Source organism: Steroidobacteraceae bacterium, from assembly GCA_041395505.1.
Taxonomy (GTDB): Bacteria; Pseudomonadota; Gammaproteobacteria; order Steroidobacterales; family Steroidobacteraceae; genus JAWLAG01.
Genome location: JAWLAG010000001.1, coordinates 2,216,086 through 2,230,324 on the forward strand (window position 1 = coordinate 2,216,086; position 14,239 = coordinate 2,230,324).

19 protein-coding genes are annotated in these 14,239 nt (G+C 59.5%); 14 read left to right on the plus strand and 5 right to left on the minus strand.

Annotation, left to right across the window (positions count from 1 at the left end; translation table 11 throughout):
• The first annotated feature begins 95 nt into the window (after window positions 1–95).
• The 9 genes from R3E77_10330 (at window position 96) to R3E77_10370 (ending at window position 6,185) form a co-directional block, all read left to right on the plus strand.
• Window positions 96–443 carry a hypothetical protein gene (locus tag R3E77_10330; GenBank protein MEZ5499810.1) on the plus strand — a complete coding sequence of 116 codons (348 nt, stop codon included), beginning with the start codon at window positions 96–98 and terminating at the stop codon, window positions 441–443.
• Window positions 444–461: 18 nt separating this feature from the next.
• Window positions 462–1,037 (plus strand): hypothetical protein, encoded by a 576-nt coding sequence (locus R3E77_10335; protein MEZ5499811.1) that lies wholly within the window; start codon window positions 462–464, stop codon window positions 1,035–1,037.
• A gap of 106 nt (window positions 1,038–1,143) precedes the next feature.
• Window positions 1,144–1,659, plus strand: coding sequence for a hypothetical protein (locus tag R3E77_10340; protein ID MEZ5499812.1), 516 nt, complete (start codon window positions 1,144–1,146; stop codon window positions 1,657–1,659).
• 906 nt (window positions 1,660–2,565) lie between these two features.
• Entirely contained in the window at window positions 2,566–3,219 is a 654-nt protein-coding gene (locus R3E77_10345; protein MEZ5499813.1) for a hypothetical protein, read from the plus strand.
• Complete coding sequence (locus R3E77_10350) at window positions 3,216–3,566, plus strand: hypothetical protein (protein MEZ5499814.1); 351 nt, start codon at window positions 3,216–3,218, stop codon at window positions 3,564–3,566. Before R3E77_10345 ends, R3E77_10350 begins: the two co-directional genes overlap by 4 nt.
• A 465-nt stretch (window positions 3,567–4,031) precedes the next feature.
• Entirely contained in the window at window positions 4,032–4,307 is a 276-nt protein-coding gene (locus R3E77_10355) for a hypothetical protein (GenBank protein MEZ5499815.1), read from the plus strand.
• Window positions 4,308–4,322: 15 nt separating this feature from the next.
• A complete protein-coding gene (locus R3E77_10360) occupies window positions 4,323–4,559 on the plus strand; it encodes a hypothetical protein (GenBank protein MEZ5499816.1) in 237 nt (78 codons plus the stop codon).
• Between the two features lie 101 nt (window positions 4,560–4,660).
• On the plus strand, window positions 4,661–5,353 hold the full coding sequence (locus R3E77_10365; GenBank protein ID MEZ5499817.1) for a hypothetical protein: 693 nt from the start codon (window positions 4,661–4,663) through the stop codon (window positions 5,351–5,353).
• Between the two features lie 205 nt (window positions 5,354–5,558).
• Window positions 5,559–6,185 carry a hypothetical protein gene (locus R3E77_10370; protein MEZ5499818.1) on the plus strand — a complete coding sequence of 209 codons (627 nt, stop codon included), beginning with the start codon at window positions 5,559–5,561 and terminating at the stop codon, window positions 6,183–6,185.
• 33 nt (window positions 6,186–6,218) lie between these two features.
• Here R3E77_10370 and R3E77_10375 read toward each other — a convergent pair whose 3' ends face one another.
• Window positions 6,219–6,413, minus strand: a complete 195-nt coding sequence (locus R3E77_10375) for a hypothetical protein (protein MEZ5499819.1) — start codon at window positions 6,411–6,413, stop codon at window positions 6,219–6,221.
• A gap of 367 nt (window positions 6,414–6,780) precedes the next feature.
• Between R3E77_10375 and R3E77_10380 the strand changes: the two genes are divergently transcribed.
• A complete protein-coding gene (locus R3E77_10380) occupies window positions 6,781–7,506 on the plus strand; it encodes an RHS repeat-associated core domain-containing protein (GenBank protein MEZ5499820.1) in 726 nt (241 codons plus the stop codon).
• A gap of 94 nt (window positions 7,507–7,600) precedes the next feature.
• Window positions 7,601–8,485 (plus strand): hypothetical protein, encoded by an 885-nt coding sequence (locus R3E77_10385; GenBank protein MEZ5499821.1) that lies wholly within the window; start codon window positions 7,601–7,603, stop codon window positions 8,483–8,485.
• Window positions 8,486–8,594: 109 nt separating this feature from the next.
• On the opposite strand, the gene R3E77_10390 is transcribed toward R3E77_10385, so the two are convergent.
• Together R3E77_10390 and R3E77_10395 are read right to left on the minus strand one after the other, a co-directional pair.
• Window positions 8,595–8,909, minus strand: a complete 315-nt coding sequence (locus tag R3E77_10390; protein ID MEZ5499822.1) for a DUF5076 domain-containing protein — start codon at window positions 8,907–8,909, stop codon at window positions 8,595–8,597.
• 252 nt (window positions 8,910–9,161) lie between these two features.
• Window positions 9,162–9,356 carry a hypothetical protein gene (locus R3E77_10395; GenBank protein MEZ5499823.1) on the minus strand — a complete coding sequence of 65 codons (195 nt, stop codon included), beginning with the start codon at window positions 9,354–9,356 and terminating at the stop codon, window positions 9,162–9,164.
• Window positions 9,357–9,541: 185 nt separating this feature from the next.
• On the opposite strand from R3E77_10395, the gene R3E77_10400 reads away from it, so the two are divergent.
• Both R3E77_10400 and R3E77_10405 read left to right on the plus strand, forming a co-directional pair.
• Window positions 9,542–10,438: an RHS repeat-associated core domain-containing protein gene (locus tag R3E77_10400; GenBank protein MEZ5499824.1), complete on the plus strand. Its 897-nt coding sequence runs from the start codon at window positions 9,542–9,544 to the stop codon at window positions 10,436–10,438.
• Between the two features lie 639 nt (window positions 10,439–11,077).
• The gene (locus R3E77_10405) at window positions 11,078–11,689 is read left to right on the plus strand and encodes a CPBP family intramembrane glutamic endopeptidase (GenBank protein ID MEZ5499825.1); all 612 of its coding nucleotides are present in this window, start codon (window positions 11,078–11,080) and stop codon (window positions 11,687–11,689) included.
• A 404-nt stretch (window positions 11,690–12,093) separates the two neighbouring features.
• Here R3E77_10405 and R3E77_10410 read toward each other — a convergent pair whose 3' ends face one another.
• Window positions 12,094–12,516 (minus strand): type II toxin-antitoxin system VapC family toxin, encoded by a 423-nt coding sequence (locus tag R3E77_10410; protein ID MEZ5499826.1) that lies wholly within the window; start codon window positions 12,514–12,516, stop codon window positions 12,094–12,096.
• Window positions 12,513–12,761 (minus strand): hypothetical protein, encoded by a 249-nt coding sequence (locus R3E77_10415; protein ID MEZ5499827.1) that lies wholly within the window; start codon window positions 12,759–12,761, stop codon window positions 12,513–12,515. The genes R3E77_10410 and R3E77_10415 overlap by 4 nt, the downstream gene beginning before the upstream one ends.
• A gap of 567 nt (window positions 12,762–13,328) precedes the next feature.
• Here R3E77_10415 and R3E77_10420 point away from each other — a divergent pair.
• Window positions 13,329–14,234, plus strand: coding sequence for a PDZ domain-containing protein (locus R3E77_10420; protein ID MEZ5499828.1), 906 nt, complete (start codon window positions 13,329–13,331; stop codon window positions 14,232–14,234).
• The last annotated feature ends 5 nt before the right edge of the window (window positions 14,235–14,239 follow it).

Genomic DNA, 14,239 nt, shown 5'->3' on the forward strand with positions numbered 1-14,239 from the left:
CTGGGCCGGATGACACCCCGGAGCCACAAGGTGCGGCGGCTAGGAGTGGGATTGGGGGGTTACAGCCGGGCGCAGGTTCGTTACGGTCGGTGGTGATGAATGCGGCTTCGCGGGAAGCCAAAGTGCTGACTCAGCGAGCAGCAACACGTGAGGCAAAGCGCCAAACAGGTATTCCGACCAGTCAGCAACCGAAAAGCCAGACCAACGGCACTGCTAGTGATGGTACGAAAGTTGGTCGCCAGCAGACCTATGAAACCCCAAAGCCGGGTGGAGGCACGCAAGATAAGTCGGTACAGGTATCACGTGACCGGGTAGGTTCCCACGCTGGTCAATCACAAGTGGAAGCTGGAAACGTCAAGGCTGGCGGACAAACCGACAGCGCAGGGCGGCCGAGAATCGAGAACGAAGACAAAGTCCGAGTAGACTTTGATCCGAATCTCTGAGTGTAATGGAGGATGGCCGTGAACGAAAGCGACACTAACCGTATTCGGCAGTTGCGCGAACGGCGGATGCGAGTTGCCGAGGAAAAGGAACGGGCCGAAAAAAGGGCTAAACGTGGGGGCTATGTTGCGGCCAAAGCAAGCGTGGCGTTGCGAACGCACCTTACCCTTGATGCGTTCGATGTTGATGCAAAACTGCCGATCAACTTTGAAAGGAAACCCAACTTAGCAGAATGTCCGGGGTTGGTCGCTGCGCACGTAAGCGAGAAGCGCGCTCGACATATCGCCGAGTGCTGCGATGCGACGATTGGTCCGCAGGCCGGTCGATTGGGTTTTGACGAATACAGCTATGTAGGAACGGCCAGCGTTGCGAGTACGAACTTCACGGCGCTATTGGACGCCGCCACTTCGCTTCACGACTCCGTTCTGTTTTGCCCTAATGACAGCGATTCCATCGTACTCATTGATTATTACAACGTCGGTGGACTCTCGCGAGATGTTGGTTTCAGCATCGTGATTCAGGGTTCGCAACTGGAAGCGAAGCTTGCGATCTGTTTCGATAACTCGGTGAGCTTGGAAGGCGCTAGAGCAAGATGATGACCTCAATCTTTATGCCTATGTCGGCAATGATCCGGGGAACTACTTCGACCCCACAGGAACCAGCTGCGAGCATACAGAGAGCGAGTCCGGTAATGAGTTCACCGTGCAGTGCAAGATCGACGAAGGTCGCGATGAGTTCGTCAAGAAATATGGTGAGGAAGCGGCGAAGGCGCTAGAAAATGCATACACGGACGCCGTCAAGACTTTGCTGGCCTCCGGACAATATACCTTTGTTTCAGTTCCCGAGCACGATTCCGACAATAAGAAAACCGGCGGAACAAGGTCCGGCACGGTGTCTGCCCGGGAAACAGCGGAGAAGTTGATAAGCGCTACGGTCGGATACAATCCTGCGGTCGACGACAAGGTACTACAATCGTATGAGAGCACGGGACGAATTGAGTTGACAGCGCTGAGCGAACAAAAATTGACTAAGCGAGATTGGGGTTCATTCAATTTGCAAGCAATCCTGACCGCTCCTCACAACTTTGCCATGATAGCCTGGACTCATGAGGGCATTCATCTATCTGGAGTGCACAAGCAGTTGGGCCCGCGGAAGTATTGGGAGACGTACCATGACGCAGGGTTCAACTACGCCGCGCGGAGACTGCTCGGTGAATAGTCGAATCCGCCCACCAGTCATCGCGCTAGCCATTTTGCTGCATGGCTGCGCCGCTACTGCCCTGCCGCAAGTCCCAACTGGGCCAAATGACGTCGTTGTTGCGTATAAAGGCGCAAATGGCGGAACCGTGGTTCAATGTTACGCGCCGGCACCGTTTAACTTTTGCGAGGATGAGTCGGGTACGTATTTGGATTGCTCGGATGACCAATTTGACTGTGTGCATAGTTCGAGCGTGGTCTTTGCAGTTCCGCGGGATGGTGTCAGCCGCGGTCTCCAGTACGACGTGGCCGGCGCCCATCTGACCGTGGAACAGTGCCTTGGGCCGGATGGATCGTGTGAATTTACCCTCATTTCATCGCGCTGCACGGATCTTGGTCAAACCAGGTGCAATGAAGGCGCCCTACCGGGATTCGAACTTCGGTTCTTCTTCTCTAATGAGCTGGGTGTCACAGCCTTCTATCCACACAGCGACGCGCCACCGGAGAGCGGGTTCAGCAAATCCGAATGGGATGCCGTTTGTCGTGCAACGACTATGGTACTGGTCGAGGACAAAGGGTTCCTGCGGATACCTGGGAAGCTCGCACGGGAACTGCCGACGCCATCCGATCCGACGCATGCGAAATAGTGTCAGTAGACCAATCCCGAGCGCTCCCTGATTCGCAGGGGCCCGGGTAGCCGGGGGCGATCCATGAAAGGATATACTTGCCGGGGTGCAACTCAATCGTTGGGTTCCCGGCTTGTGCGGGGGGACGCTGTCTAACTGCAGGGTCAACCCATCCGACTCAACGCTTCCCGGGAGATGGACGTGAAGCTGTCAATGTGTTCCGTGCTTATCACGGTATTAGCCGCGGACTGCGCTGCGCTGGGTCAAATGCTCCCGTAGCTGGCACCCTTAAAGAACGGTCCGTGAGCCCACGCGGTATTGAACTTGTCCGGCCGCTCCATGTGCCGAAGTCCTGTGAGTCGCTCAAGCGAGCTTTCGCTGATGAGTCGCTGCGCGACGCCCTCGAACGTGTCCACGAAGCAGCGGCGTCCGGCGTGCCTGGCGCGCGTGCCATCATCGGGTGCCTCGCGTTGCGCGGCGTTCCGGATGGCGAACCCGATGCGGCACTTGCAGTGGACGTGTGTGCGCCAGATGTTGAACGCGGCGATTCCTACGCCCAGTACATCACGGGGGAGGCGCTTCTGGCGCAAGGCAAGATGCTTGATGCGATTCCGATATTGATGCAATCGGCAACGCAGGGGTTCCTACCTGCCATGGGCGAGATGGGTGTGCTGTTCGCCATGAACCACGCTGACAATGAGAACGCGGCCAATATCCGCAAAGGTGCACGCTGGATGTTCACCAGAGCCGTGCTGCGGGGCTACTGGCCGGCACTCGCGCAGCTGTGCGGTATCTGGCAGCACTCCTCGCGAGCCTGGGGCGTGCGTGTCCTCGGCCACGTGCTCGAACCCATCGCCCTCCTTCTGATGTTGCCGCCCATGCTGCTGACGCCGTACAGCCAACGTATCTTCATGGCAACGGTCGGGCGTTCGGCGAGCCAGGCGCAGCCACCATGAAGTTCACGCTGTATTGGGTGAGTATCGGCTGCATGCTGATTGGCAGTCAGCTCTTGCTCCGCCTGCAGGAGCGGGTTGCGACGACGACGACCGACGCGTTCAAGCCGCCGTTTTGCCGCGCGTGCCTGAACAAATGGTCATTCTTCTTTCTATTGTGCGGATTTCTGTATCTCCGCTGGTGGCAGCCGTTTGTCGGCTATGGATTGGCGCTGCTGATGCTGGTCCTCGTTTTTCCGGCCGAGCGTCAGGGTCGCGCTCGAACATGGTCCAGTATTTATGCCGGTTTCGGCGTGTTGATATCACTCGTATGGCTGGTATGGCGGGCCCGCGATGTTCTGATTCGGTAGAGTCAACCGCGAAGCGACGCGAAGTGGAGCACTGGGAGTCCACCGTGCGTGCGAAAACAATGTAACCTATTCAGCGACGCAAGGAACCGGTCGCGCAGTGACGTCAGGGTATCGTGTCAGACGTTCACCCTAACGCAAAAGGCCTTCAGATCGTGGAGCTGCCCAGGCGGGAATCCCTAGCGCTTTGACGTGGCTTGCTATGGCGGCGCGCGATGTGGTGTCAATTGGATCGTCGAGAGCAAGCGTCTTGAGCCGAGAGTGATGGCCAGAATGAAACACCAACGTCCCGGCGGCCCATTGGACTCCGGCTCGCAACATGATGGTCCTCCCCCACTCGAAAGAACAGTATTACGCCGCCGCATTGCCGGTTGGCTGCACTTCGGCGCTGCGGTCGCGACGGGTGCAGTGGCGCTCTACTCAAGTCCCACGATGCCGACAATGGAGCGCTCAGTCAGAGGAATTCCGTTGACGGCCCAGGCTGCGATTGCCTGGCTGCCCTATGTTTTCTCGTGGTTTCATGTCCGGTCGGGGATCGGAGTGAGCCGATTCTACGGGCCTTGGCTCTCCGGTTTTATTGTGCTGACCGGCCTCGCGTTCGCCTTTTACGCCAACATTTCGCCCACCGTCGGGGTCGGCGAGCGCTTGATCGCCTGGCTCGCACATACCGTCTTGCTATGGCTGCTTGGCGTGGTCACCGTGCGGCTCGATGAGGATGAGTGGGGAGTGAAACGCAGCGACTGACAGGAGGCGGCTGGCATGACAGATACCCGACACGAGATTGCGCACTCACCCATCAGACGTGGCAAAGCTATGGCGCGCGTGCTGACTGTTGTCCTTGTCGGCGGCGTCGATGGCGGCTGCGCGCGTACCGAGGTCGGCCAGGTCGCCTTCAGCTGCGCACATGCCGTGCGGGAGCGGATCACCACGGAAGGCGAGGCGATCCACGCCGCACGGCGGATCTGGCACTGTATCCGGGATGTCATACCGTCGTAGAGCAAACGCAGTGGCGTCGGCAGCACGTGACCGTGCGGCGCGGCGATGCCTGACATGGCAGCGGAACGGTCCCCGAGGGCGATGCCGGCGGCGGGATCATCATGGATCTTCAAGAAGCCACCATTTGGCAGATTTGTTGGTCTTGGTTTCACCAAATATTCAACGTCCGGATCAGTTGGGCAATGCAGATGAGACGTCGAGCAGCTGAGTTTTGGAACGGCCTGATGCGCGACGCTGCAGGTTGCGATGGCACACCTGGAGCAACAGATGCATTGCTTGTGGCAGCAGAAAAGCACCTCGCGCGGTACAATGAGCATTTGGGATGCGAGCTGATTTGTACTAACAGTGTCCCGGCACTTGTAATCACGGCGTACGGCAACTCCGACCATCGCGACGCCGTGGTCGAGTTGTGTTCGGCGGCGCCGATTAGCGTGCCATTCGAAGTGAAAGCTTTCCGTCCGGCAGCGGGTGCGAATGCGATTTGCGAAATCGACGATCGCTGCTTCGATGTGGCGGCAATGCGATTTCAATCTCTTTCAGACGCTAACGATCCAATGTTTCTCGGAATCTGTGTTCATATTTATGCGGAGAAGCCACTCACCGATGAACTCGCATTTGCAGCGGCGACTCTAGCAGTACAAATGATTCTTGGTGAAGAGACATTCATGACCAGAGTCGATTTCATCAAGGCTGTCACGCACGGCAGAAGCGTCGACACGGCAGGATTTGTACCCATGATTATGCTGCCGACCTTGGTGGAGCGCCATTTAGCCAGAGTTCGTGCACTTACCTAGCGGAATTAACGCGGCACGGCATCGGATGAAGGTTACGCGCGCTTGTCAGAAGCCCGATGAGCGCTCAACGTCCACTGTTATGATGGCCATGAATTGCGGTTCATGACTGCATCGTCAGAGATTCGCGGCCTAAATGAGCATAATTCTTAGTAGAGCGGGTTTCTATGTGTGGCGCGATCACGTGCATGGAGTTCCTGGACTCGGCGTGGAATCGCGGCGCCTTGCTGTATGTATGGCGCATTACAAATCCAAGCGCTTTGGCGGACTCTTTGGTACGCCGGATTTCGGTTTTGAGGAACGCAACCTCGATTTTCTGTACGATGCCAAGAATGCCAATTGGCTGTGGTTCTGGGACGTTGCGTTAGAGAGCATCGACGCGCTATATGAGCTCAAGGTTGTGCGTGAGATTGGTATCAACCCCAAACGTCCGGGCATCGATTTCTCCCGTCTTCCCTCGCTCCGCGCTGTCACAAACCATTGGATTCGAGCCGATCGTGGTATCGGCGGCTCGCGTATCACGCGATACCGCCTTCTACATTTCAATCCGCGCGCTAAGCAATTCGGCCAAGCGGAAATGCCTAGCCGTGTCGAGCAGCTGGAGATGATCTGGGCGAATCCGGCATCGCTGCAGGGACTACCAATCCTGCCCTGTCTCCGAGAACTTCAGTTGCATCGCTGCCCCAATCTCCGAGATCTTTCATCCTTGCCGATGATTGCGCCGGCACTCGAAACTTTGATCATTACCAGTGCGCCGCGCGTGAATGCTGAGCACGGCGTGCGCGACCACCCGAATCTCTCTCGTGCACAGGTAAATGGCATTGCGATCATTTAGGCGCGCACCCCGTTGGGTGTCACCGCCCGGACGCTACAGGTCGGCCGCTCGGTCCTGCTTCAGCCGCGCGCCAAGTTGCTGGCGCGCGAACTCGGCATAGCGTCGGCATGCGCGGCCGTCAATCAGTTTCGCGCGGCCTCCTGTCGTGAGCCGGCCCCACATCCGCGTTGCGTTGGGATGCGGGGTCAGCAGGATGTTGCAGGTGGCAACGTCAAGAGGTTCTATCACACCAATCATCACAAAATCGCCGGGAGCGATTTTGAACAGCCGAGGGCTGGCCGCGTCAGCGGCGAGGGCATGGATAGCCCGAGTAACGGAGTGTGATTGCCGTGACCGACGCGGCCGGCAGTTACACCGGCACTGGGGGCCAGCGCTATGCCTACGATGCGTATGGCAACGCCGCGAATGGCGTGCCCGCCACGGGCCAGCCGTTCAGGTACACGGGAAGGCGATTAGATGCCGAAACAGGGCCTGGGCCACGGATGGGCCAGCGGCGACGAGCGGGAACAATCGCGCCGAATGAGTCATCAAGCGAGGTGCCGGGAGCCTCGGCACGACCGCGCTCTTGCCGGGGCGAAACGCGGCAAGTGCAGGGATGCACGCACGGCCGCGAGTTGAAAACAATTATTATAGGGCCCGGTACTACGCGCCGCAGATCGGGCGGTTCCTGCAGGTTGATCCGATCGGGACGCAGGATGACCTCAACCTGTATGCCTACACCTATAACGATCCGGGGAATAAGACGGATCCGAGGGGCGCATCCTGGAAAAAGTGGGCCGATGTCGCCGACGCGCTAAAGTCGACCGGGCATATTGCTGGCGCTACCGCCGCATTTGTTGTCGGAAAGGCAACGAGCAACGATTACCTCGCGAATGCCGCTGCCGACGGGCTCGCTGAAAGTCAGTTGGATGCACTTGAAGCTGGCGCAAACCTAATCGATCCTACAGGAAAGGGATTCGATGCGACCAAAGTTGCGATCAAAGAATACGGACACTATGTAATCGAGACGACCAAGGGATTCTTTTACGTAGGTAAGGGCACGTATAAGCGCTTCCGGAAGTCGATTCGGGACGTCCTGCGGGGAAACAAGGCCAAGCAAAAAAAAGGCGAAGTCCCCGACGATGTTGGCGATATTGACGACACGCGTTCATACTGGAAGTCAGCTGACACAGATAAAATTGCTCGCACACGAGAGGCGACCGAGCAAGCTCGTCGCGGTGGTAGAAAGAACCCAAATAGCATGAATTCACGAGATGAAAGACCACCGAATCCGTGCGACAGTGGAGCAGTTCGTGATCGCGATGCGACATGCGTGAAGTAACTACTCGACGACTAAATGTTTCGGAAGCGCAGCGCATTCCCTTGGCCCATCGAATGCCGAGATTGGGCGCGGTACGATAGTCAACAACCAAGACATGCGGAAGACAAGACAAGAGTTTCGCATCGACGAAATGGCCGGCCGGGAATTCCTGAGTCTGGAATCTGCGCGACTCAAGGAGTGCGTGGCTTATTACCGGCGGCGCGGGTTGCGGGCGGTGCACATCTCACGGTTCCATGGGTTTGCAGAAACCGACCTCGGGGTGCTCGCCACATTGCCGCAGCTGGAGGCCGTATTCGTGCAGGATCCTTGGGTGGATCATGGCCCGCTGCACGACCTGCCGGATCTGCAGTGGCTGACCTGTGGCCCGGGCACGGCCCCCCTGGACGTGAGTCGACTGCCTGCATTGCGTCATCTGAACGTCGACTGGTGGCCCGCGCTCACCGGGTTGCCATCGGCGCGCAAACTGCGCTATCTCGACATCGGCTATTACAAACCGCCAGCACGCGATCTCAGTGAACTCGCCGGGCTGAAAGGCAGTTTGCGCGAGCTTTTCATCGAGCGCTCGTCGATAAAATCCCTGAATGGCGTGCAGGCGTTGCAGCGGCTGCATACCGTATCGATTTCCTTTTGCCGTGCGCTGGAGGACATCAGCGCGTTGGCGCCCCTGAATGGCAGCCTCCGCAAGCTGGCCTTTGTGAACTGCCGCAAGGTTCAGCCATTACCCGTGGTGCGCTCGCTCAAAAGCCTCAGTCGCCTGGCGCTATCGGGCACCGCGCCGATCGAATCCCTGGGATTCGTGAGGTCATTGAAGTCGTTGCGGACGCTCATTCTGACGGACACCCGCATCGAAGATGGTAACCTCAGACCGGCGCTCGGCGTCCGGGACGTGCGGTTTACCTCCTCCAAGGGCTATTCGCACGACCGGCTGTCGTTTCGTGCCGAGCAGCGCAGGCGGGGTATCCGGGTGCCGCGGTACTGATATCATAGGCCGGGCAAGATTGAACATGTTATCGATGACGGATTGTGGGCATATCAGTTCAGCCGCGGGATTCCAAAAAGTGGCCTACTCAGTTCGCAACATGGCATGGTCACTGCACCGGGCCTTGAATGGAGCCCTCAACAGCTGATGGATGCTCCAGCTCGTTCAAAAGCGTCGTCGTAATACGCTCAAGCACGGATTCCCTACCTTGGCCGTATTGTTGGCTGAGCGCGTCAGCAATATGTGACACGACCTCTGCCAGCAATTGCCCCCAGATCGCACAATTTTCGCCAAGTGCCTGATGGGCTATGGAGATATGCAACCTATTGTCAATGATCCAACCCCGCAATACCTCCACTGCCTCAACGTCGGTTGCGGCTTCTGGTGGCGGCGGCAAGGCGTGTACGTTTCGTTTGCTACTCACTAGTTGAAACTCCGCTGCTGAGCCGCCACGACCGATCTTGCAATCGAACCACAATCCACCGAACGCTACGGTCGCGCTCGGCCCAAGAGCCTTATTTTAGCGCAACGGCGGGCGGGTGGACTGCGGTCCAATGCTGCAGCCACCGACGTGGTGAGTCCGCGTCCGACTTTGCACTCTTATTATCTCGTCCCGTCGAACCTGCGTCCGCGCGCGGTAGCCGGAGCGTTGTGGCAGGTGTCACCGCCCTAGACGTTACAGGTCGGACGCCCGCTCCTGCTTCAGCCGCGAACCCAATTGCTGGCGCGCGAACTCGGCATAGCGTCGGCATGCGCTGCCATCAATCAGTTTCGCGCGGCCGCCCGCTGCGAGCCGGCCCCACATCCGCGTTGCGTTGGGATGCGGGGTCAGCAGGATGTTGCAGGTGGCAACGCCAAAACGTTCTACCACACGAATCACCGCAGAATCGCCGGGAGCGATTTTGAACAGCCGACGGCTGGCCGCGTCAGCGGCGAGGGCATGGATAGCCCGAGTAACGGAGCGTCATTGCCGTGACCAACAAATGAGCCGCCCCAGGCGGCGTCCACCCTCCCCGCCCTGTAGCTCCGTTAGGAGCAAGCTGTGAAACAGCGTGCATGGCATGCGCCCGACTAACGTCGGTACCGTGTGCAAAGAGTGACGCCCCGCTCACGCGGGGCTCATCTGTTGGCACCGGCGGCCAGCGCTATGCCTACGATGCCTACGGCAATGCCGCCAATGGCGTGCCCGCCACGGGCCAGCCGTTCAGGTACACGGGAAGGCGATTAGATGCTGAAACCGGACTCTACTATTATAGGGCCCGGTACTACGCGCCGCAGATCGGGCGGTTCCTGCAAACCGATCCGATCGGGACGAAGGATGACCTGAATCTGTATGCGTATGTTTATAACGACTCCCCGAATGCCACCGATCCAATGGGACTCAAGGGTTGCTCTAATGGTAGCCCTGGAGTCTCTGGACATTGCCCGTCGGACTCGAAACGCTTGCAGAACGCCCGTGCCAAGTCCGCGTCACGACGAGTTGCGCAGCTCGCTGAGCATGTTGGCACATCAAGCGGTGTCGCGGAGACTGCGGCAAGAGGCGTCGCGGCAGTGGCTGAGCAGGGACCCGGTGGACTGGAAGAGACCGCGGGAGGTGCAGGGAAAGTCGCAGGCGTCATTGGCAATGCGGCAACCGGCGTACAAATTGCTGCCCAGTTGGCGGAGGGCGATGCAATCGGCGCCACCAAAACGGGAGCGGCTGCGGCTGTCGACGTCGCTGTTGGAGCACTTGCCGCGGCCGGAGTCATTGCACTCGGGCATCCGGAGCTGGCACACGTGGCGAATGCGGCCGGGGAGGCTTCATCAAACTTATCCGGCTTCAGTGAGAAAGTTGCGGGGCCCGCTATCGAAGTGACCAGTGATGCAGTTGAGCGAGCAGCATCTGCCGCTGCATTGGATGTTGCTCGCAATCTCTGCAAAATGCAGCCGGAGGTCTGTGGGGATGGCCTGTAAATAGTGGGCATACAGCGTAATTTGTGTAGCAATGCTTCCCGCTTCGTAGTCTTCGTTTGCGGCGGATTGATCGCGGGTACGTTCCTATTGGGCGACTATGGCGTGTATAGTATTCTGGCGCCGAGCACATCGGTTCTTGCCGCAGCTGCCGTGATCGCCATGGTGGGATTTGCGGTGATGTGGCGCTGCTCTCGCGCAGAAGGTCTCTCATTAACCCCCTCGACTGCCGCCCGACTCAAGCGGGCCGCCGCTATGGCGGTGATCGTGGGCTTCACGGTCCTCTGGACCACCTACGCGATGAGCGCGTATCAAGATGGGCCGATTCGTGAATATCGGGGTGTCATTCAGAAGCGCGAGAGGACATACGGACGGCGTTCCCGGTGTGATGAGAACCTCACGGTGCGGTTTGAGAGGCAGTTCGGTTCCCGCTCGATCTGCATTGACACAACGATCGGACCGACGGCCATGCTGGAGCGTCTCGTGCCTGGGCGAAATGTACGGATTGATGTCAGGATGACGTGGTTCTATCCAAGGGTAATAAGCGTGCGGCGCAGTGACTAGAGTTGTCGCGGCGATGGGCGACGCTCGCCAGTGCCAGATACCGTGAAGTCCGTCTGGACTCTACTGGTGATGGCGGGATTGGGGGCATTGCTGTTCCCGACAGTCTGCGCGATTTTCCCGGAAATCAATCTGCGCACCACACCAGCGATCGTCTGGTTTCCAGTACCTCAGCTCGCCGTGGCAGTTCTCATTGTCTGGTTGTGCCGCTGGCCGGATTCGGACGGTACCTGTACGCGCTCGCCACCGGCGCTCGGCGTAATGATCGCGTTTGGCCTGGCACTCGGCATGGGTGTGCTAGGTCTTGTTCTGACAGGGCTCGATGCGGTTGTGGGCGGTCAAGCAGGGCTCAAGGGTGATAGGTTCCTTGCGACAAAGACTTTTCAACATGTGTACTCCGTCATGGACGTGCTCTGCGCCGGGCTGACTGAAGAGGCAGCGATCAGGGGGATCGCGCAGCGCCGCCTGACCGCCATTGTTGGTAACGCCAAGGCGCAGATATGGTCCGGCACTCTGTTTCTGCTGCTTCACGTCGTATCCAAAGTAACGTGGCAACAGTGGCTCTTCGTTCTTGTCACTGCAGTTGTGGCAGGGGTGCTTGCCGCGCGATTTCGTTCCGTTCTCGTACCTGCGGTTTTCCATAGTGGTGCGAATGTGGCAGTAGCCGCAGGAGTTCTCGCATTCAGGATTTGAATCAAAAGCGCCCTGCGCCATTGCGAGAGCGTCGTGACCGACGAGGTTCGAAGCTGCGCCAGTACCGAAGGATAACGTGCTGGTTCAAATGACGAGTACAACGGTCTGGGGCGACGCGTCAGCAAGGTCGCGGGCGGGGTCACCACGCAGTATATATAAGATGGCGATGAGGAAATCGCCGAGTACAACAGCTCCGGTACCAACAAATGAGCTGCCACCGGCGGCGTCCACCCTCCCCGTCTTGTAGCTCCGTCAGGAGGAACAAATGAGCGGAGCGAGCACTTCAATAACGTTTGACCGCCGTTAGGCGTGCATACGTCGTACGCCATGTTTCTTCTGCTCCAACCCGCCGCGAAGCAGCGTGCAGGCTGCGCGCCCTTGTTACCTGTGCAGAAGTCCCCGGCCTACCGGGCCGTCCAGGGATTGACGACCCCGATGCCGCAGTGTTCAAAGTCCCTGGCATTGCGGGTGGCAAGCACTGCGCCTGTCGCACGCGCGATTGCGGCGATCTGGGCGTCGAATTGCGAAATGGGCCGCCCGCGCCGGCTGCGATCCGTCACGATCTCGGCATAGGCCTGCGCCGCCAGGCTGTCAAAGGGCATAATGCGCCCCGCCAGATCCTCGCTGAACATCGCTTGTGCCGCCCGGGCGATGGCATCGCGACGACGTCCGGCCGGCAGCATCAGCACACCGTGCAGAATCTCCGCCTGCGTGAGGCTGGTGGTCGCGAATACCGAACTGTCGCGAGCGCCGATCCATTCGGTCAAGGGCGCTGCGGGTGCCTCCCTCATCAATTCCGAGATCACGTTGGTGTCGAGCAGTATCACCGCTTGATCTTGGGCGGCTGGCGGACTGGACCCCGTTGGGCCACTTCGAGCCGCACGCCACGCAACGGTCGGAAGCGCTCCTGAATGGCGGCTGCGAGATTGACTCCCTCGGGGCGCTCCCCGGTGAGCGCATCTTTCAGAATGTGCCGCGCCTCCTCTTCCATCGAGCGGCGGCGGTGCGCCGCCCGAATGCGCAGGCGATTCTTGATCGACTCATCGAGATTGCGGATCGTCAGGCTGGCCATGCTGTCCTCCTGAGTGCAATGATATCATTGAAATCATTGATGGCAAAGCGGGCCCAACAATTGTGCCGCCGGCGGCGTCCACGCCGTCCGCTCCGATTCCGGCCAGACGCGCAGCGTCCACATCGAGCGCACTGATCCCTTCGCAAGTGCGTCAGGCGCTACGCTGCATTGCTGCCGAACATGCGACGGCGCCGCCTGCACCTGTCCTCCGCGACACCAGCGCGCGCTGTGTTCCCTAGTGGCCGGCGTCCGCAACTGATTTAACGTTATTGCGCCGAAAATCCTGAGGGCAAACCCTATATCTGTCGCCAGCCGAGGCAATGTCGCACCCCCTTGGGTGCGCACGAAGGTCGCCCGGGTTGCGCCGGACCGAGGCACGGCGCGCGCGCAAACACCTGATTGCACGGCGCAATGCGATCGACGCTCACAAAGTCATCATCAAAGTAGGCTGAATTTGCCCAACTATATTTTTTCACCCTCTTGACGAGACGGCGTTAATGCGCGCAGCGTAATCGCCAACGAACAATCTGTTTCGTGCGGGCGCTCCGACGGCAAAGGACTGATGTCTTGATCGAGCGTGATGTGCGGGTGAAGTCGAACTGTCGACGGCCTTCAGGTGTGAAGGCGAGCCCGACCGCTACGATTGCGCGCAATCCATTCACGATTGAGCCCGGCTCGACGCCGGCGCGGCGTTGGCGCTCATACCATGCCGTTGGCGTCGGCGTACTGCTGACACTGGGCGCCCTGTTCGCCGCCGGCGTGGAGCCGTGGCAGTGGTGGCGCGATTACCTGGCACAGCGCGTCGCAACTGAATTTGCCCAGCGCCAGGCATCCTTGCCCGAACCGCCGCGTGCCGTAGTGCAGCCGGTGCCGATCGGGACCGACTCGTCGGTGCAAGGCGCTCGTCCCTTGGTGCTCACCGCCATCCATCCGGGGCGCAATGTCAGCGAAGGCCATGTGGAGCTTGAGATCAGCGCGATCTCGCCGCAGACGTATCGCGCCGGTGCCGTGCTCGCAAACGGCGCACGGATCGAGGCGATCTATGCTGATCACATTGTGCTCACGCGGGGCAGCGAGCGTGAAGAACTCTATGTCGGCCGGCCACCGACGGCGAGTCCGCTCACGACGGTCGGCGGCGGGGTCCAAGCGCCCGCGGTCCAACCTGACAGTGTCGAGCCGCTGGATGATTTTATTCGCGTGACGCCCGTCTACGCGGGTGATGCCCTTGAGGGCATCGAAGTCTATGCCAATGAGACCTCGGCTGTGTTCGCGGACCTTGGCCTCGAGCCGGGGGATCGGATCACGGCCATTGACGGAGCGCCCGTGACCGATGCCGAGGCGGCGATCACGGCGCTACGGCGCTTGAGTGGCGGCGCGGCCTTACAGGTGACCGTCGATCGCGCCGGACGCCAACAGGATTTATCGCTCGATGGCTTGATTGTGACCACGGCGCGCGCGGCGCCGGCCGGTTAGGAGAG